This window comes from Paenibacillus sp. LS-5, assembly GCF_056121505.1.
Map to the genome: position 1 here is coordinate 50272 of NZ_JBWAVA010000010.1, position 20702 is coordinate 70973.

A 20702-nucleotide genomic window follows, 5' to 3' on the forward strand; every position below is an offset into this window, starting at 1 on the left:
GATTACCCTTATGGATAGGATTAGTCGCAAACCTTATTCTCTACTCTGTGCGGCTGACATTGAGCGTCTGCCAGCAGACGTAGAACACGCATACCCACTTTCGGTTTGTCAGACATTCGTGTGCGACACGATATTACCACGTGATCGTATGCGAATTACATCGCATCATATGGATCTGTTCTTTGATATGACGAAACTAACAGAAGCTGTTCATTACTTGACGCGTTGTCATCCGATGTTGCGGACATTTTTCGATATAAGCAACTATAGTGAACCTTTGCAACTCGTGCATCGTGATGTCGATATTTCTATCTCGCTCGATAACATGCACGAGGGTTTGCCTTCCATACAAGAGATAGTTAATTTGATAGGAAATGAGGTCGTCACATGGAAGTGGCAGAATGCTCCGCTGTGGCGTATTCATGTTCAGTTATTCGATGTTAATAAGTGGACACTAAATCTGATCGAGACGTTTCTTGATCAGCAGAGCGTTCTGACACTGATGAATGAGCTGTGCAGGTACTATTGCATGTTGCTCGACGGTCAACCTTTGCCAGATTTTGCGCCTGTGACATCCTATCAAACATTTGTCGCCACAGAACGTAGCATGACAATATCTGCAAATGCTCAAGCATTTTGGAACGAAAATCGTCACCTGATGAGTGAGACCCTAGTGTTGAACAATTCTAATAAGTTATATGCACCTATTGGAGGTGCACTTCGAAAAGTAGAAATAACCATCCCAACCGAAACTCGCGATGCTCTGATAGACGCAGCACGAAAGAGCGGCACAAGTCTAGAGACGTTGTCATTCGTAGCACATTGTAAAGTGGTTAGTCTGTTAAGTGGTCAAGTGACGATTACGACTGGTATTTGCACAGACGCACGTTACTCATCAGACAATCAGCAGGCAGACATCGGAAACTATGTTCGAGTTCTACCGTTAGCGCTTACATTGGGTGCACAGGAGACATGGAATGATATCGCTTTAAGAGTTCATGAGGCGTTCGGTATACTACACGAACTCGAGAAGCACCCACTCGCAGGGTTGAATGATACTAAGAAGCTCTTCGATGTTGATTTTGCTTACACTGAATATGCTGATATGAGCTACTTGCTCAATAATAATGACGAAACGGTTATCTTTGAAGACAGCTACGATAACAATTCACTTATCGTACGATTCATTTCGGGTTCGAACATAGGCGGAATGAATGATCTTAAGTGTGTGATAGAGTATCGTGACGACCTGGTAACCAAGGAGCAGGTAATTGCTTTTGGCGGCTACTATTCTAGCGTACTTCAAGCTATGGGGAGAGACTTAACAACCGTTCACACAAGCCCACACTGGCTCTCCGATGAGAATGAACGGCTGTTGTATGAATGGAATGATACGGCTCGAGAGTTCCCCTTGAAGAACAATCTGTCACAGCTCTTCGAGGAGCAGGCTCAGAGAACACCAGAGCGAATAGCAAGCATCAACAAAAACGAGCAGCTTACCTATCAGCAATTGAATGAACGCAGTAATCAGCTTGCACGGTATTTGCGAAAACTGGGAGTCGGACCCGAAGTTCTTGTCGGCATCTGCATGGAGCGTAGCAATCTAATGCTGATAGGATTATTAGGAATTCTCAAAGCAGGTGGAGGCTATGTTCCACTCGATCCAAAATATCCGAAGGCTCGACTTTATTTTATGTTGGATGATGCAAAGGTGGAAATAATACTAACCGACACCATCATTAGCGAGCAGCTTTCTTTCGAAGATAGGCGAATGATTCGATTGGATGATGAGTGGACTCTTATCGACACGTTCGAGCGCAACAACATAGAGTGTCAGACAATATCAAGCAATGTGGCATATCTTGTTTTCACATCAGGCTCGACTGGTTTTCCGAAAGCTGCTGAGATTGAACATCGAAGTGTGATCGAGTTGATGTACTGGGCAAGAGATGAATTTGGTCTTGATACACTCTCTGGTGTACTGGCTTCGTCGTCGATCTGCTTTGATATGTCGATTTTCGAGTTGTATGCACCGTTGAGTTGGGGTGGCACAGTGATCATAGTAGACGATATTCTTCAACTTCGGTCCATTCAAGCGATTACAGAAGTATCGCTGTTAAGTACGGTACCCTCGGCACTTTGTACTCTCGCTGAATTAGGTTGGGTTTCGACCAATACGAGAGCAGCACTATTAGCGGGAGAGCCTCTATCCCGTCAGATAACAACGAGAATATTCGGTGCTACAAAGCTTGAAAAGATATGGAATGCCTATGGCTTATCTGAAGATACCACCTATACTACTGTATCACTGTTTAAGAGGGGATTCGAAGATCCAGTAACTATAGGACGACCTATCGCAAATCGTCAACTTTACGTACTTGATGAGTATCAGCAGAGGGTACCTATCGGTGTGATTGGCGAGCTGTATGTCGCAGGAAACGGACTAGCACGTGGCTACATGAATCGACCGGATTTGACAGCGGAGCGCTTTCTGCCGAATCGTTTCAGTGCCAACACAAAAACACGAATGTACCGAACGGGTGATCTTGTGCGATACCGGCCTGATGGTGAATTGGAGTATATTGGCCGAAAGGACCATCAGCTAAAACTTCGTGGGCATCGAATTGATCTTGGAGAAATCGAAATGACGCTTGCCGCTCACGCAGCTGTTGAACAGTGCGTAGTGGTATGTCGCGAAGACGGGGGCGATAAGCGATTGATTGCGTACGTGGTGATGAGAAATCACACCATCGACGTCTCACCTCTTCAGCTGAAGGAGCATCTCAGAGTAAAACTACCTGAGTGGATGGTGCCAGCTTCGATTGTGTGGCTCGCGAAGTTACCGACAACCTCTCATGGCAAACTGGATCGTCATGCATTACCGGCACCTGAGCGCTGTTCATGGCCCAGTCCCGACAGACATGACTGACTATGAGTATAGAATTATTCGTATCCCAAATTAGAACGTGAATATGGCATATAAAGATCTACTATTTCAAGCAGAGTAAAGAATTTATACCCGAAACAGTCACCTATATTCGCAAAAGAAACGTAGATGAACTTAGTCTGCTCATCAGAAGGGATACAGAACCAAAACTTTATGCAGTACAGAATTGCTCTCGGTAAGGAGCTGGGGGCAATTTATTTAATTTAATTAATCTGAATTTATTTTTTTATAGATCACTTTGATTGTTTTAAGTAGTTCTTCGTCTTGCTATGGCAAGAAAGACATAAAAAAAAACGAGAGTCATGCTCTCGTTTTTTATCAGGATTATTTGACAGACTCTACCAGGTCACTCAAACTAATTATTTTGCTGCCTTTACTTTCATAATATTGTATCATTTCTGGAATTTTCTTTTTATCCCAACTGGTAATGCAATCTGATAAGACAGTAACTTCATAATTTGACTTAAGTAAATTATAACAAGTTGATTTAACACAAGCAGTAGCATCTGCTCCTGCAATGTATAACTCACTTATTTCATTAGTATTAATAAAGTTGGCAAATTCTTCACTGGTTAAAGCGTTCCCTTTATATTTTGTAAAAACATTTGTTGATACTATTTTCAAGTCTATAGCTAATTCAGAACCATATGTATTGGGCTTAAGAATCCTTGTGCCGGCTGATAAATTTTCATGTCTTATATAAATAACATGTATGTCATTACTAACTGCCCAGTCAATGGCGTTATTTATATTATCAATTATCTCCTTGTAATTCTTTGTTATATCATTTTGAATGTCTATTATTACTAAGGCTTTTACCATGGTAGTTCACTCCAATAATTTTTATTTACCTGTGAGCGACAGGCGCGCGTTGGTCTTTGAAACTTCGGTTAGCGAAAAAGTTACACGGATATATGATCCTATATTTAACAAATATATCATAAATTCACAGTGGTGACAAGCCTGAAATTGTAAATTTTTTACGGAACGACAGTGCATGGGAAAAGTAGATGTGATATTGCCGTGTTTCGCTTTTTCATTTGGTTTTAAGAAACACAGGCTATGCCTGTGGCAAGAGAACTTAAAGGACTGTAGACGGATAAAAATTCCCCTTTTGAATTTTGGGCAAGAGGATACTAGTGAGTACAGTAGATTTGTACAATGCGCCTGGTTTTACTAGTATATCTGATTGATGACGAACCGTTTTTAAACGCTCAACAATGGCTTTTTCACAATTAGAGACACTAAACAGTGTTGATTTAACTGATTTTCCTGAGACCGGAAATCCACCATTTTTCTCCTAACTCGTTGGCCAGTAAGGCCTCAATTCCTAGCGATCAATGTGTATTGCATACAATCACTCATTATTACCATTTTCCAAAAACTTAGTTATGCTGATAAACAATTTACTGTAAATATAGATTTCCCAATAAAAAAGCGTTCACACCTTATAAGTTTCCTTACAAGCTGCTTCACTGTGGCACCTTCAGGACTCAGTCATATCTACACAAGCCCATGTCAACCCACAAACTTCTGATACTCTGAGTCCTGCATGTAACTCTATTTGAATTTCTTAACGACTGAATTGTAAATGTTCTGGCATGTCCAGTGTCTTTATCTTGGTACGAGTCAGCGATTGAAGGATAAACACACCCATTTCATAGTTTTGATATCGTAGTTTTGATTTCTTAAGTACATGGGAGCTCAACTACTTTTGAGGTGGTAATTACAAGCTATGAATCCCTCAAATCAGCTTTTTGGGCGTTTATTTATCTCAAAGAACTACAAAACTTGCAATCTATGACAATAAGGTGTAAAATGACAAAAATGTAAAATTACATAAAAGATAAAATTTTTTACAATGGTAATATTCAATATATTAAGGAAATTATTTCAAAATAAAGAGAAGGGACAGGGACAATGATTCATGCATTGGCAGATGTACTGATAAAGTACTGAAGCGAAAGCGGTGGTCGCTCTAACGTATTGTAGAGACATTGCACCAGTGTTCTTCACCGTCATAGATTTGTAGGAAAGAATGGACTAACTGATTTTGGCTGACAACATCTTAACTGAAAACATAGCAATTTTAACCTATTTATATGGGGGATCATTCGAATGTTTGCAAACGAACAAAAATGGACTGATGGGCTGATGGAGGAAATTCCAAGTATTAATCGGACAATTTTGGACGCATTCGGACGCTACGCCTCCAGCCAGTCAACAATGTCTGAGCGATTCGAAGAGGGGATTATTTTACCTGATGGGCTTGTTGCATCCATTGACGAACTTATTGTGGCCGCTGCAATTCTGGGCTTGTTACTCAGTCCCGAAGGCCGGGTAAACGTTGGGATACACACCGGTGGATCAGCAACTTGCCTTGAGGTCGACACAACGAAGCTACGTGATGCGGGCGACGCCCGCACATTCATTATTGAACTACGCCAGACCGCAGAACTATCAAGACATAATATCATGGTTCCCGTGGACATTGAGGTGACGGACGGGAAGATTACCCCACCTGAAGAGTCACCGGTATGGTTGTTAGTTCAAGATGGTCGGTGTGTGCTATCTGTAAGGAGGGACTGCATCGAGTCGGACATGTTTGCGCATTTATGCAAAGTCACTGCCTTTGCATGTGAGAGCGCCTTCAATCCTGGGGTGGTCCCTGCGGTGGACGCTCTACCTACACGTACTAAATATGAACTGCATCAGCGTAAGTCGATGGTCGAACGCATCTTCAGGCACAAACAAAAGAAACCATCGGATTTGGCGATCATAGATGATACGAGTGGTCAAACCTTGACCTATGACGAACTTTGGAATGCATCGGAAGCAGTGGTGCAGCAGGTGCGCGAACAAGTAACCACCCATCAGTCATATCCCAGACTTGCCCTTTTCATGGAACGGGGTTGGAAACATCTAGTCTCCATAATTGCAGTCCAACGTATGGGTGGTACATGTGTGCTGATCGATTTGACGCATCCCGATGATCGGATACGAGATTTCCTGGAAGAATCCAGGCCTGACGCCATAATTACTGTTGGCACAGCGACAGACAGGGCACGAAGTCTAGTGGACTTTCCCGTGTTGGATATTGACGATAGAATCATTCTGCAATCACAGATCAACCGGGAACGTGGTGAGTGGATCGAAACTGACAATGAAGTGTGCTTCATCGCCGGAACCTCCGGAACTACCGGACGGCCCAAGGCAGTCTGTCTATCCTACCGCGGGATGACCACTACAGTTGACGCTATCATTGAAGCTGCCAAGTTAGGAGAACACTCTAGAGGAACATGGCTGTCATCGCCGGGGTACGGGATGATCGAAGTGGATCCGCTACCAGTGCTATGTGCCGGCGGCACGGTCTGCATCCCGTCACCTGATGTCTTGCGGGATGTTCAGATGCTGGCACACTGGTTCACCGAGAACAATGTTACGCACACACTGGTTATGACATCAATTGCTGAAGCGCTCTGGGCTAATGGACTTCATACTGATTTACACACTATGTTAATCGCAGGTGAGCGGTGCAAGCAGTGGCCGAACGTTGAATACCGGGTGCTTAACGTCTATGGTTCTGCAGAAGCTGCTGTTGTCTCGATTGAGGATCTATCTGGTCCGAGGCGCACGTTGTTACCAACAGTTGGACGCGCGGTGCCTGGTGCAAACATGTACGTGGTTGATGGTGCCGGACAAGAGTTGCCAGCGTGTTGCGTTGGGGAACTAATCATCACTGGTGAAACGCTGTCGATGGGTTATGTAGATTACAATCAGACTCAGAGATCTTTCCGTCCAAACACACTCGACGCTACTTCAACGTTGCAATACATTTCCGGAGACCGAGCACGAATGAGATTGGATGGAACCGTCGAGATTTTCGGCCGGTCAGACGCACTTGTGAAGATTCGCGGGCATAGGGTCGACTTAGCTGAAGTAGAGATCACTGCTCTCAAAGTTCCAGGTGTGGCAAAAGCTGCTGCCATTTGCTTCACCGATAATGCTGGGGCAATACTAGAACTTTTCATTGAGCCGGCTCCTAATACTGTTGATGTCAAGGATGAGGTTCGTAAGTATCTTATGGAACAATTGCATCCTGCCGCTCAACCTAGCCGGATTAATACGATAGAGTTACCGCTAGGACACAATGGCAAGGTGGACTACACTGCGTTACGAGCTTGTCCAGTCGAGCGAGATACAACATACACACCTTTTTTCCCGACTACAAAAACCGAGATTGCGTTGCGTGACTGCTGGTTGACTTGGACTAGATGTGATGAGGCAACTCTTGAGTCTGATTTCTTTCAATCTGGCGGAGATTCTTTGCGAGCTATGCGTATGATGGGGGAATTGACTTGCAAGTATGGAATTCACATTGAGATGAGTGCCTTTCTTGAAAACCCGGTATTTTCGAATCTTATACGACTAGCTAATACCTCACATACTACTAATTTACCAGTATTTGAAAACCTGCCGGCTGATCAACAATTAGAGCCCTTCGAGCTGAATGAAAACCAGCAGGCTTTATGGATAGGTCGTGGCTCTGATTTCAAATATGGCGGTGTAGGTTGTCAAGGGTACTTCGAGTGGGAGGTGGAGGATCTGGATTGTGACCGGTTTGTTCGTGCGATAGGCATGCTGGTCGATCGCCACCCAACACTTCGAATGACAATTGATGATGCAGGTTGCCAAAGAGTAGGAACTGTCGATGGTAGGCAGGCAGTGGAGTTCATAGATCTAAGTCAGCTTTTACCGATCGAGATTAACAACGAGATTAACAAGATACGTTGCCGTATGGCAAACGATGAAATTGGGACAGCGAAATGGCCTCTATTTCGATTCGTTGTGAGCCGGATCAGTGCACAATCAAGCAGAATTCATTTCTGCATTGACTTGCTAATCGCCGATGCATGGTCGATCTTCCAAGTAATTATCCCTGATTTGATTGACCTGTATATTAAAGAAAAACCTCAATTACCGAGGATTCAGACCACATTCCAAGACTATGTCGTATATCGGTACAAAGTAAGGCAGAGTGCACAATACCGTGCTCACCGTGAGTACTGGTTACAAAAAATCCATGAGTTGCCGGCTGCCCCAAAGTTGCCGCAACTTGAACAAGGGGAGTCTACCTCATTAGTAAGGTTCGAAAGACATGAGGGAACACTTGGGAAGGAGTCTTGGGACCGTCTCAAAGCCCAAGCTCAAGAACGAAGAATCTCTCCCTCTGGGGTTGTAGCCTTGGTCTTGTGTGAAGTGTTGCGTTGCTGGAGCGAAGAAGATCAGTTTACCTTGAATTTCCCCATCTCAGATCGGATGCCAGTCAGTGATGATATTGATTTAGTGGTTGGGGATTTCACGAATACATTACTTGTACCCTACGAAAATGCTACTGGCGATACGCTCCAAGTTCGTGGTCGGCGGTTACAGGATGCGATTTGGCAGGCACTTGACCATCGGCTGTTTACTGGGGTTGAGGTTTTGCGTGAGCTGTCTCGGATTCGCCGGACTGGGCGTGAGCCATTGATGCCAATAGTGTTGACCAGTCTTCTCGGGCACCCGGGCCGACATGATGTTTCTCAGTTGGGTCGGGAGGTATTTGGGGTCTCACAGACTCCACAGGTGACTCTTGATGTCCAAATCCGAGAGTCAGAGGGCACGCTGTATTTCAAATGGGACTACCTCACGGGGGTCATTCGTCCTGATGTGATTGAGGCGATGTTTGACTCATTCTGTGGGTTGTTACAACAGCTTGCAGATGATCCTGAAATTTGGAAGCATACTTGGCTCGACCTTCGACCAGCGACACAGATCGCTGTACGAAACGCGGTCAACGCAACGCAAGAACTGGTTCCTGAGGTGCACTTGCGTGATCTTCTGCTAGAGCGCCTCGTAGGTTGTGCGAATGAAACAGCCGTCATTGATGCCCACGGCACATATACTTGGGGTGAGATCGGTCGTGCAGCTGCACATGTCAAAATGTTGGTTCAGCAGGTTTGTGACTCGAATGACCGGTTCGTTGGGATTCTGCTGCCTAAGGGTGCCGTGCACTATGCAGCGGTTTATGGTTGCTTGTTAGCTGGGGTTGGTTATGTCCCCATTGACATCGATCTATCGCTTGAGCGGGTACGGACGATGATTGCACAAGCCGGCGTACGCATTGTGATTGCTCCAACGGATATCCCGGTGCCTACTGGTGTATACAAGATCGAATACGCGACTGCTAGTCTTGGCAGTTGGACTCAACAAAGTACGGATTTCGTTATCGAACCTATTCGAGAAGACTATTCACCATATGTGATGTTCACCTCGGTTTCCACTGGCGAATCTAAAGGTGTTGAGATTTCGGAAACTGCAGTGGTGAACTACATATTCGATGTTGTTGAGCATTTTGGTTTGAAAGAGTCCACCCGACATCTTGCTACATCAGCATTACACTCTGACATGTCAGTCTTCGATATTTTTGGTCCTTTAGTACATGGCGGTTCCGTCGTTGTACCTGAACATACCGCCGGTCCAGATCCTGAAACTTGGCTGCGACTACACCGCCAATATAAGGTGACATTTTGGGCATGTGTTCCCGCCGTCATGGAACTCATATGCTGCGTGGCTGAAGCAGTGACTAATGTACATCTAATTGAGTCTGTAACCAACATCGTGATGGCTGGTGACAGGATCCCGCTGTCGTTATTGCCACGAGCTCGAACTGTTTTCCCATCTGCTCGGATATTCTCGTGTGGTGGCACAACTGAGACCACAAACTGGTCAGTGATCCATGAAATCGATGATAGCGAAGGTAGCATTTGTTGTTCAGTTATTTATGGCTCTCCGATGAGGAATTCCAAATATCATATCCTCACCGAAGATTGGGTTGATCGCCCGGATTGGGTGCCCGGTGAAATACTGGTAGAAAGTGACATATCATTAGCACGTGGATACATAGGACAACCAGAACTTACGCAGCGTGCATTTGTTTGCCACCCTCGGACTGGACGCCGGATGTACCGGACAGGCGACTTGGGCCGTTACCTCCCCAATGGAGAGATAGAATTCCTTGGACGGATCGATAACCAGATCAAGATCAAAGGGATCAGAATTAAGCTTGACGAGATAGAGAGCGCGGCTCAAACCTGCGCGGGGGTATTGCAAGCCTGTGCCTTTTCATTGCCCGGGCCAGATGGGAGACCAGAGCAGATTGCACTGGCTTATATTGGGGAAGCCGATCTTGATCCCATTATCATCAAGGAACTCACACGCCGCTTACCTAGCTACATGGTGCCAAAGACCATCCAGCAAGTACCGCAACTACCATTATCGAATAATGGCAAGGTGGATGTAAGGATATTGAGAGAAATACTATTAAGGAGGATTAATATGACAGAATTAAACAATAAGAGTCAACAAACCATTTTGCGACAGGTCGTACGTGTGATTTCCGACCAACTCTCCCAATCAGTAGTTCTACCAGAAGACAATTTTTTTGACTTGGGTGGCGACTCACTGGCTGCGATGAAGATCAAAAATGAATTGGAGGCCCAATTATCGACAACGGTTTCAATTGAAAGTATCATGCTGACTGAGACCATTGGTGAGTTCGCCAATGATCTTGTAGAAAGAATAGAGTCATGACCAAAAACCAATTAGATCAAGAATGGCTCCAAATCGTCACTGCATATCTGAATAGGCAAACGAAGCTACAAGAGTTGCAACAGAAGAGCGAGTTACGCACGCAAGAAATATTGGGGTACGTTCAGGCACAATCCCCGTTTTACCGTGATCATCTGCGTACTAAGGTGGATTCTCCAAGTCAATTCAAGGTTCTCGACGGGGTCGCTTTCACTACTAAGAGTGATCTACGTTCTGTTAATACTGCGGTCTGTTGTGTCCCCTTCGATGAAATTGCAACGTACTATGAGACAACGGGGACGACTGGGAAATCAACACCTTGCCCACGAGCACCAATTGATATCGAGACAAGTGGGGCTTACGTTCAGAATGCGGTGAAAGAGGTGTATCAGTCCACATTTGGTACGATGAGTGCTCTTACTGCGATCATGGGACCATCGGAGTTATACGCGTTCGGGGATACCTATGGAGAGGTATGTCGGAATCTAGGTATTCCATTTGTACGATTATGGCCCGAGAGCCCGCGGGTAGGCCTTGAAAAAGCTGCTCAACTCATTACTGATCTTGGAGTCCGGTCACTAATCTGCTCACCTGCAGTGGCTCTTGCTCTCGCTCGTTTCTATAGGAGCCTTGGGATTGATCCGCATAAGACCTCGGTGGGGCAGATCCTTGTACTTGGAGAGTTGTGCACACCTGAGATGCTTTCGAACATTTCCCGAGTCTGGGATGCGCATTGTACTCATGGTCTATATGGGTCGCAAGAGGCACATGCAGTTGCTACAGGTTGTTCAGAAGGGAATCTGCATCTTTCCGAGACTAACTATATTGCAGAAATTATACCTAATAATGGTGCTGATGGCGATGTGGGTGAACTGTGCCTTACGATGCTTGTGCCTGGTGCTAAGCCATTAATCCGATTTCGCACAGGTGATTTGGCTTGCATTTACCCGTCGAGTGTTTGCAAGTGTGGCAGTCAGTCCCGGTGCATACGGATCTTTGGTCGGGTTGACGATGTTATGACAATCGGTGGCCGCCAGATGTATCCTGCGTCAATTGAATCGGCTATTTTAAAGGCAGCCGATCAGGTTTGGGGATATCAAGTTAATGTAAGGGTTGCGAAAAATGGTACTGACGAATTAGAAATAGCGATGGTCTCCCAGGTCGGGAATCAGTCAATTGATCAGATTGAAAAGCAGCTTGCGGGTGATTTTGGTGTCCCGGTTAGGTTGCAGTTGTCAAATCAGTTAGATCCGCAGACGGAGACAGGAGCCTATATCTCATGGAAACACGCCCGCATCCGAGATTGGAGGCTAACACCATGATCAAGCAAGATTCGAAAAGCTCATGGGTCATCGAGCGATGTGTGGTTCCTGGAGCTGAGCAGGTAGCGCATGTACGACGGCGTGTACTAGGTTTGTACCCTCGACCGGCCTTGTTCGAGACGGGTGCTGGTTTTCAAGCTGTCGATGGATCACAAACAATGTTTATGGTCGATTTACTGTTTGAGATCAAGCTAGTGGATGGCAATTGGCATGTGTACGGCAGCGGACCCTTTGAGATGAAAATCACTGAATGTAGAGCAGTGGTGAGTGACGACACTAAGCCCTTGTTGGAACGCCTGCGGCATGTGACGCAAATTCTCGCGTTGCCAGAGGGTTACCCGCTCGTGCTGGTCATGGCCTATAGCGCAGCTCGTTTTGTTGAACATTTACCGGGGATGGCTATCGAGAAGGGTGAACCGGAGGTGATATTGCGCGTCTACAGATACGTCGTACGCTACAATGGTGCTGAAAGTGAGGCCGAAATCGATGTTTTGAAGACCAGACAAGATGAGGTCACAGACATCGCAAATTTAGTCGCAGCACTTATTGATCCCGAAAAGGATTCATCTCCGATTGGCTCCTGGGATTCGGGAGTCCTGCGGGATTTGACGGACCGGAGTACATTCTGCGCAATGGTTAATCGGGCCAAAGAACATATACATGCTGGTGATATCTACCAAGTTCAATTATGTCGGCGGGCAGTATCGAGTACTACGATTCCTCCAGTGGACCTCTATGAACGACTTGCGTCAACTAATCCGGCTCCCTACATGTATTACTTGGACCTTGGAGACCGGCATATAGTGTCATCCAGCCCAGAGTTAATGCTCCGTAGTGGCGATGGTGTCGTTCAGGTTCGCCCCATTGCGGGAACAATGGCGCAGGAAGATCAGCGTGGCAATCGCCTGGACCACATTCCCAAGGAGGTGGCCGAGCATCTGATGCTTGTGGATCTGGCGCGCAATGACTTAGCGCGTTGTGCTATTCCAGGAGGTGTGCACGTAACCTCATTTATGCAGTTGGATGCCTATGGTCCGCTTTTTCATTTAGTCTCGACTGTTGAAACCCCGGTCCGCGCGAATTGCGACATCTGGGACTTGATTGCAGCAAATTTCCCTGCGGGGACAATGACGGGTGCACCCAAGGTTCGTGCGATGGAGATCATCGCCGATCTCGAAGGGACGGCGCGCGGGGTGTATACAGGGTGTTCTGGTTATATTACGGGGAAAGATAATGGTGTGCTCGCCCTGACCATCCGAACGATCGTCGGCGACTCGGGTCGCTACGTGTTGCAGGCTGCTGCGGGTATTGTAGCTGACTCACAGGCATCGGCTGAATGGGACGAGGCGGGTGCGAAGATACAGTCTTTTGCCAGAGCGATAGGAGGGGCACATGAGAATATTATTGATAGATGCCTTTGATAGCTTTGTATACGTCATTGCACAGTATTACGAGAAGGTAGGCGCACAAACGAAAGTGGTACGTGTGAATGATGATCCAATTAGTCAGTACCAGCTATGGAAGCCTCAACTACTTGTCTTGGGGCCAGGTCCGGGAACACCGCAGGAACATGGTTATCCAGAAATAATCCGTGCAGCAGGTGAACATCAGGCTATGTTCGGTGTCTGTTTGGGTCATCAAGCCATTGGGGAGTTTTTCGGCTGGAAGCTCATACATGCACCTACTATCGAACACGGCAAGAAAGCGCAGGTGCAGCACGATGGACAAGGTATCTTTTGTAACGTCCCATCACCTGTCGCTGTAGTTCGGTACCACTCACTGGCTATCTCTGATCCCGGTACGGGAAACGAACTAGTTACTTCCGCCATTGCTGAAGGAGATAGCGTGGTAATGGGAGTGCGTCATCGTACAAGACCAATTGAAGGTGTGCAGTTTCATCCCGAGAGCATCGGAACGGAGCACGGGATCACAATGATACGAAACTCACTGGCACTGGCTGACCACAGGCTCCAGACGGTGGATCTGATCTGAATCATGGAAATACCTCATATTGAAATGAAATGATGCAAGCAAATGAAATGATACATACATCCAAAACGAATTGATTAGTGGAGTGCGATGGAAGGCACTAACTGTTATCTTGATTATTCAGTTCATACTATTATTTGTGAAGCAATATTAATGTAAGGCTTGGGGCTTGATAGTTCTTTGCCGGAAAGGGGTTCTAATGAAAGAACGTGTAGCAATAGTTACTGGTGCAGCAAACGGGATCGGGCGTGCTGTCGCGGCACAGTTGGCGACAAGCGGATGTCAGGTTGTGCTACTGGACAAGAATTTCGACAGTCTTCGGTCGCTAGACGGTTCGATGTGTTACGAGGTTGATGTCACCAACGCTGACCAGGTTAACCAGGCATTCCAGTCTATAAATAAGGAATTTGGACAGGTAGATATTCTGGTCAACTCAGTGGGAGGAAGTCTGCATTCGAAATTGATCGAGACGATTGAGGATAGTGACTGGAACTCAACGTTTGAATTGAATTTACGAAGCGTGTTTAATTGTACACGTGCTGTAATTCCTGGAATGAAAAAGCGCGGTTGGGGACGAGTGGTTAATATCTCAGCCGTGGCTGGGAGAACCTATACCTTCTTTGGTGGGGCGGATTTCACTGCTGCCAAAGCAGCCCTCATTGGATTTACACGACAATGCGCATTTGAGTTGGCACCCTATGGGATCACCGTGAACGCCGTCGCCCCAGGATTGACGCTTACCGAACGTGTGGAGGTCATGTGGTCTGAATTCAGTGAGGAGAAGCGAGCATCGATTCTAGAACGTATCCCGATCGGACGTCCGTCGACTGTGCAAGAGCAGGTTGCGACGATCTGTTTTCTGTGTAGTGAGCAGGCCTCCTATATTTGTGGCGCAGTACTTGACGTAAACGGGGCAATGTTCGTTGGTTAGTGAAGGTTATGCTATTTTGCGATGAAGCATATCTAATGGTTGCTCCCCATGTAACACACAGTAGGCTACAATCCTCTTGGAATTATAACGCGATGAGTTAAAATTCTTCTCCCCACCGTATCTTCCTTCGCTCTTTAGACCTGATAAGTATATCCATTTTCCGGTATAGGTCGCCGCTTTCTTTTGCGGTTAAACCCAAGCAACACTCTAAAACAAGGAGAATGATAAGGTATGTATATAAAAATGACAGAAGTACAAAAAGCTTATTTGATGTCTAAAGAGGATGACTTCCAAGGAGGAACAGGCACGCATCTTTACATTGAATTGCTCTATAAGGGTCAGATAAGAGATTTGGAAGAAGCTTTTAATAAGGTAATTGCTTCACAACCAATGTTAAAAGCAAGAGTTTTTGATAAAGAAAATTTTTTGATCGAAGAAACTCTAAATTATAAAATCAAGGTTATTGATAGTCAGTTCGATGAGCAATCATTAATAGAGCTGAAACGCAAGGAATTGTCGCATAAAAAATATGAAGTGTATGATTATCCTTTCTTTACAATGGAGGCGATCAGAGGTAATGGTATTCTCAGGGTTGCTTTCAGTATAGATCAGTTGATTGCTGATGGCTTGAGTGTATATGAGCTGATTAGACAGTTAAAGTTGTTTTTATCTAATCCGCTCATGTCAATTTATGATTATTCAAATGAATTATTACATATGCAGGACTTTTATCAAGAAATAAGGGATAGTAAGCTCTATGAAATATCAAGAGATTACTACATAAATAACATTGAGCATATCTACCCCGCACCACAAATAAATTATCCGATTGAGCAAACAACAGATATTGAGTTATTGCGTAAAGAGTTCACTCTCAATCATGAGCTATATGCTCGGCTTAAAAGCAAAGCAGATCAGGTATCTTTTTCTGTAACTGATCTGCTTCTTACCGCATATTCACTAATTCTCTCTAAGTGGTCCAAAGAGCAAAACTTATCAATTAATGTCACTTCTTTCAATCGTCCAAAAGGCGAAAATTATTATAAAACGATAGGTAATTTTACATCTTCATTCTTGTTGCAGACAAGTTTTGATTTTGAAAAAAGCTTTAAAGAGAATATACAAAAAGTAAAATTAAGTCTTGTTGATGCTTTGAAATATAAGCACTTCGAAGTAAAGGAAATCATGCGTGAAATGAACAAGAAGTCCGTTTCTGCAACTATGCCCATTGTGTTCACCTCTATGTTATTCAATGAGAATGATGATTTGTTTGGCGATGTATTTAAGTTAGATTATTTTGTTTCCCAAACTCCTCAGGTGTACCTCGATTTTCAGGCTAAAAATATAAGCGGGGGGTTGAATATCTCTTGGGACTATCGAAGTGATATGTTTGAGACCACTATCATTAATGCAATGTTTTCTGAATACTGTTCTGTGATTTGCGGATTTTTGAACTCAACTGAAGATATTGTGTCCATATATAATCATACGAAGAAGTCTGGATTAATTTCAAAATATGAGCACTATAATGCTCAAACATGTAAAACTAATTTTCAATTCGATACATTAAGGTGGCACTTTGATAAAATATCGACAGAATGTTCAGAGAAAATTTTTGCGATAATTAACAATACAGAGTATACCTTCGGTCAAATATATGGTCTGGCTACTCAAAAAGCTATGGAAATCAAGGAAATTAAAAAAAACCATCTGAAAGATAAAGTACGTATTGCCTTCAATGGAAAGAAGAATATTCATTCTATTACTTGTATTTTGGCATCTATTTTAACTAATGATTCTTTTTGTGTGGTAAATGAGAAATTTGGAGAAGAAAAGACTGAAGAAATTCTTGTGAGCTTACAAAACTACATTTATTTTAAAGATGGTGAATTAATCAAGGTATCTGATACAGATGTGCTCATTGATACCGAAGAATCTTATATCATACATACCTCTGGAACAACAGGACAACCGAAAGGTATTATCATTACAGAAAAAGCAGCCCTAAATACAGTCTACGATATTATTGATAAGTTTAAGATTACTCCAAAAGATACTGTAATGAATATCTCAAACTTATATTTTGACCTTTCTATTTTCGATATTTTTGGAGCAATCATTAGCGGAATGTCTATTGTTTTTGTAGATATCTATGACCACGTTTGGTTTTTTGAACATAACTATTACAATAAAATCACCATCTGGAATTCAACGCCTGCTTTAGCGAAAGAATTTTTACTGAAATGTAGGTTTGAAAAATTGAGGGGGATATTAGTTAGCGGGGATTTTGTTCCTAAGAAAATGGTTGAAGAATTGTTTTCTAAATATGGTCGCGTTCAATTATTTGCTCTAGGAGGGGCAACAGAAGCTTCTATCTGGTCAAATTACTATGATTGTTCATCTTATGAAAATGTTTCATCTATACCATACGGGCTACCGCTTGCCAATCAGCGGCTATATGTTATCGATTCAAAAGGAGGTATGTGTGACTTTCGGGTTTTGGGAGAGATTTGTATAGCGGGAGAAGGTCTCGCAAAAGGTTACCTTAGTGATGAACAAACAAAGGATTCCTTTGTTTGGAATGAAGAAGTGGGGGGAATCGTATACAAAACAGGAGATTTAGGGTACTTGGGTTCGGACAATCTCATTTATATAGTAGGAAGAGTTACAAGTGAAATTAAGCATAATAGTTATAGAATTGACTTGCGAGAAATAGAAAAATATATAAATATGCACCCTGATATTTCGAATTCAGTTGCATTTATCGATAAGATGCAAAATGGTCGTACACGCTTGATTTGTGCCGTAGTTTGCAGTAATGCTCAAGACATTAAACGGCAAATCCGTTCTGAATTATCGAAGAAACTGCCTTTATATATGATTCCTAATCGTATTATTTCGGTTTCCGAAATACCGCTTACTGGAAATGGGAAGGTAGATATAAAGTCTCTTTGCAACATGTTGTAATTTAGATTTAGAGCCTTAATACCATAGCTTATTGAAGTAAGTAGGAGAAAATATGAAGTGTAAAGTAATAGTAATCAGGGTTTGTTATAAAGAATTCATAAACTACAGTTATATTATTTATACCGATGAAGGAATAGGTGTACTAGTTGATCCGGCTTGGGAAAGCGAAAAAATATTAATTGCCGCTGATAAATTGCAATTGGATATTAAAGCGGTGTTAATTACACATGGCCATTCTGATCACATCCATTTGGCCGAATTTATGTCAGTGTACTACAATGTTCCAATATTGATCTCTCCTGAGGCTAAACAAATTGCTGGTATTTCCGATAAAAGCATAATTTATGTAAGAGATGAGACACCTTTATTAATAGACAAGCTAAGAATTGAGCCTTTTTTGACGCCTGGACATACAAAAGGGTGTATTTCGTATTTAATTAACGGCAACCTTTTTACTGGTGATTGTCTATTTATAGAAGGATGCGGTACGTGTACTGACAGTAATTCTAGTCCACATGATCTTTTCGCTACAATGAGACGTTTGGTTGATATCATTCCACTGTCTACAAAAATTTATCCTGGTCACAAGTATCATGCTGAGCTAGGGCAGGAATTTTCGTATGTCCTAAAAAATAATATTTATCTTAATATTACTAATGAAGCGGATTTTATTAAATTTAGGATGCGTAGCGGGCAAAAAGGATTTATGAATTTCATTTAAATATTTGTATTCTTAAGCCTATACGAAGAAGTAGTGACCATTGTTTTTGAAAAATGGGTTTCTAACACCTGACAATAATATGTCCAGTGAAATAAAAGGGCTGTCCTAATCTATCATTAGGATGGCCCTATTTTTAACTCAAAAACATACGCATCCGCTTATAAACCAATACTTTATTTGAAATGATTGATGTTGGTTGTAAACAGTGTTATTCTATCAACTCACGGTTAACTTAAAATCTATGCTCAAGCTCTTCAGTACATCTGATAATAGTCACAAATTTAGTTATAAAGAAAGGTAATACTATGATAAAAGTTGAAAACTTATCCTTCTCTTTTCCGCAAAAAGAACTATATAAAAATATTTCGTTTACGCTTGATGAGACACAACATTGCGCTTTTATAGGAACAAGTGGCAGTGGGAAGAGCACACTGATCGATATACTGATGGATCCAGAAAGATACTTGTTCGATGGCATGTTAGAGATGGATCCCACTTGCAGCATCGGGTATGTAAGTCAGTTCTCACAACCAGACAAAACTAAAGAAACAACGGTTTTCGAATATATAGGAGAAGAATTTATTAAGATACAAAATGAAATAACAGCCATTTGTACTGAAATGGAGACATCATCGGATATTGAGTCGTTACTTGAGAAGTATCAATTCGCTTTAGATGCCTTTGATTCAATGGGCGGGGATGATTTTGAAAGCAATATTAATAAGAAGCTAAATCTGGCAAACCTCATGAAGCTAAAAGATCTTAGGGTATCTGACCTGAGTGGCGGGGAATTCAAACTTATTCAAGTGATGAAGGAAATGCTCAAATATCCAGACTTAATGATTATGGATGAACCCGATGTATTTTTAGACTTTGAAAACCTAAATGCACTTAAAAATCTTATTAATTCTCACAAAGGAATACTGCTGGTTGTTACGCACAACCGATATCTATTGAATCACTGCTTCAACAAAATTATTCACCTTGAAAATATGGAGATCCAAGAGTTTGATGGACGATATATTGATTATAATTTCTCCTTACTTCAGACTAAAATAGAGTTGCAAGAACTCACAATCGCTGAGGATGAGGAAATTGCGAGAAACGAGAACATCATCAATAATCTTAGAGCTATCGCAACTTATAATTCAGAAGCTTCCAGAGGAAAAGCGCTGAAAGCCAGGGTTAAATTTCAAGAAAGATTGGAAGCGCGTAGAATTAAAGCCCCATTCGTAAATATTAAGCAACCGGATATCAGTTTCGGTATGGATAATGAAATGGAAGACGGCAATGTTATAAATGTTAATAATTATAGTGTTGCCTTTGATGAGCTACTTTTAGAAAATGTTAACTTTGAGATAAAATCTACGGATAAAGTAGCCCTTATCGGTTCAAACGGTACCGGGAAAACGACTTTGCTCCGGGATATTTTTAAGAATAATCACGAATCCATTGAAATAAATACGGACGTTAAAGTAGCTTATTTATCGCAGCTTCAGGGCGAAGTGCTAAAGGATTCTAATACAATACTTGAAGAATTCATCGATGCCGGGTTTACAACTTATGATGAGATTAGATCCTATCTTTCCACCTACGGCTTTGAAGGAGAAATTGTTAATCAAAAGATAGGATCTTTATCTGGCGGAGAAAAAAATATGCTTCAATTGGCTAAAGTTTCTGCCAGTAAAGCAAACGTATTGCTTCTTGATGAACCGACAAGTCATTTAGACACCTATACACAAATAGCACTGGAGAAAGCCATTGGGGACTATAAAGGTGCGATTCTTATGATTTCTCATGATTTCTATTCAGTGGTAAATGGAATGGATTATGTCTTAATTATTGACGATAAGACGATCCGGAAAATGAGTATACGAAAATTCAGAAAAATGATATATGCCAGTCATTTTGAAAGAGATTATTTAGAAACGGAACAAAAGAAAAAAGCAGTTGAAACAGAGATTGAACTGGCTTTAAAAGATACTGATTTTGAACGTGCAAAAGGTTTGGTTGATGAGCTAGAAGAGTTAATTAAGTTGCTGTAGTTGTCAGTGGGAAGAGAATAATAGGTCTAATGGCTTCGCCCTTTGCAGGTAAGGGATGAGGCCATTTTTCTTTTTTATGCCTGTATAGATCGAAATCCAATAATAGTGGAATTTTTCCCAATGAATGGTTCCTTATGTTCAAGGAGTATAC

10 protein-coding genes are annotated in these 20702 nt (G+C 42.8%); 9 read left to right on the plus strand and 1 reads right to left on the minus strand.

What is annotated here, in order from left to right:
- Positions 1–10: 10 nt before the first annotated feature.
- Positions 11–2929: a non-ribosomal peptide synthetase gene (locus AC0MA3_RS15820; protein ID WP_474656882.1), complete on the plus strand. Its 2919-nt coding sequence runs from the start codon at positions 11–13 to the stop codon at positions 2927–2929.
- Positions 2930–3271: 342 nt separating this feature from the next.
- Here AC0MA3_RS15820 and AC0MA3_RS15825 read toward each other — a convergent pair whose 3' ends face one another.
- Positions 3272–3769: a cysteine hydrolase family protein gene (locus tag AC0MA3_RS15825; RefSeq protein WP_379162635.1), complete on the minus strand. Its 498-nt coding sequence runs from the start codon at positions 3767–3769 to the stop codon at positions 3272–3274.
- Positions 3770–5065: 1296 nt separating this feature from the next.
- Between AC0MA3_RS15825 and AC0MA3_RS15830 the strand changes: the two genes are divergently transcribed.
- The 8 genes from AC0MA3_RS15830 to AC0MA3_RS15865 all read left to right on the plus strand — a co-directional run bounded on the left by AC0MA3_RS15830 (position 5066) and on the right by AC0MA3_RS15865 (position 20551).
- Entirely contained in the window at positions 5066–10579 is a 5514-nt protein-coding gene (locus tag AC0MA3_RS15830) for an AMP-binding protein (protein WP_474656883.1), read from the plus strand.
- Positions 10576–11898, plus strand: coding sequence for a phenylacetate--CoA ligase family protein (locus tag AC0MA3_RS15835; protein WP_474656884.1), 1323 nt, complete (start codon positions 10576–10578; stop codon positions 11896–11898). Before AC0MA3_RS15830 ends, AC0MA3_RS15835 begins: the two co-directional genes overlap by 4 nt.
- A complete protein-coding gene (locus tag AC0MA3_RS15840; RefSeq protein ID WP_474656885.1) occupies positions 11895–13319 on the plus strand; it encodes an anthranilate synthase component I family protein in 1425 nt (474 codons plus the stop codon). The genes AC0MA3_RS15835 and AC0MA3_RS15840 overlap by 4 nt, the downstream gene beginning before the upstream one ends.
- On the plus strand, positions 13291–13890 hold the full coding sequence (locus AC0MA3_RS15845) for an anthranilate synthase component II (protein WP_474656886.1): 600 nt from the start codon (positions 13291–13293) through the stop codon (positions 13888–13890). The genes AC0MA3_RS15840 and AC0MA3_RS15845 overlap by 29 nt, the downstream gene beginning before the upstream one ends.
- Before the next feature lie 166 nt (positions 13891–14056).
- Complete coding sequence (locus AC0MA3_RS15850) at positions 14057–14818, plus strand: SDR family NAD(P)-dependent oxidoreductase (RefSeq protein WP_474656887.1); 762 nt, start codon at positions 14057–14059, stop codon at positions 14816–14818.
- A 231-nt stretch (positions 14819–15049) separates the two neighbouring features.
- Positions 15050–17785, plus strand: a complete 2736-nt coding sequence (locus AC0MA3_RS15855) for an AMP-binding protein (RefSeq protein WP_474656888.1) — start codon at positions 15050–15052, stop codon at positions 17783–17785.
- A gap of 52 nt (positions 17786–17837) precedes the next feature.
- Complete coding sequence (locus AC0MA3_RS15860) at positions 17838–18506, plus strand: MBL fold metallo-hydrolase (RefSeq protein WP_474656889.1); 669 nt, start codon at positions 17838–17840, stop codon at positions 18504–18506.
- A 305-nt stretch (positions 18507–18811) separates the two neighbouring features.
- The gene (locus tag AC0MA3_RS15865; protein ID WP_474656890.1) at positions 18812–20551 is read left to right on the plus strand and encodes an ABC-F family ATP-binding cassette domain-containing protein; all 1740 of its coding nucleotides are present in this window, start codon (positions 18812–18814) and stop codon (positions 20549–20551) included.
- Positions 20552–20702 lie beyond the last annotated feature (151 nt).

What these genes read in the sequence shown, in the direction of transcription:
- AC0MA3_RS15825 (WP_379162635.1), bottom strand. Translation starts at nt 3,769, where the DNA reads ATGGTAAAAGCCTTAGTAATAATAGACATTCAAAATGATATAACAAAG.
- AC0MA3_RS15830 (WP_474656883.1), top strand. Translation starts at nt 5,066, where the DNA reads ATGTTTGCAAACGAACAAAAATGGACTGATGGGCTGATGGAGGAAATT.
- AC0MA3_RS15860 (WP_474656889.1), top strand. Translation starts at nt 17,838, where the DNA reads ATGAAGTGTAAAGTAATAGTAATCAGGGTTTGTTATAAAGAATTCATA.
- AC0MA3_RS15840 (WP_474656885.1), top strand. Translation starts at nt 11,895, where the DNA reads ATGATCAAGCAAGATTCGAAAAGCTCATGGGTCATCGAGCGATGTGTG.
- AC0MA3_RS15845 (WP_474656886.1), top strand. Translation starts at nt 13,291, where the DNA reads ATGAGAATATTATTGATAGATGCCTTTGATAGCTTTGTATACGTCATT.
- AC0MA3_RS15835 (WP_474656884.1), top strand. Translation starts at nt 10,576, where the DNA reads ATGACCAAAAACCAATTAGATCAAGAATGGCTCCAAATCGTCACTGCA.
- AC0MA3_RS15855 (WP_474656888.1), top strand. Translation starts at nt 15,050, where the DNA reads ATGTATATAAAAATGACAGAAGTACAAAAAGCTTATTTGATGTCTAAA.
- AC0MA3_RS15820 (WP_474656882.1), top strand. Translation starts at nt 11, where the DNA reads ATGGATAGGATTAGTCGCAAACCTTATTCTCTACTCTGTGCGGCTGAC.
- AC0MA3_RS15865 (WP_474656890.1), top strand. Translation starts at nt 18,812, where the DNA reads ATGATAAAAGTTGAAAACTTATCCTTCTCTTTTCCGCAAAAAGAACTA.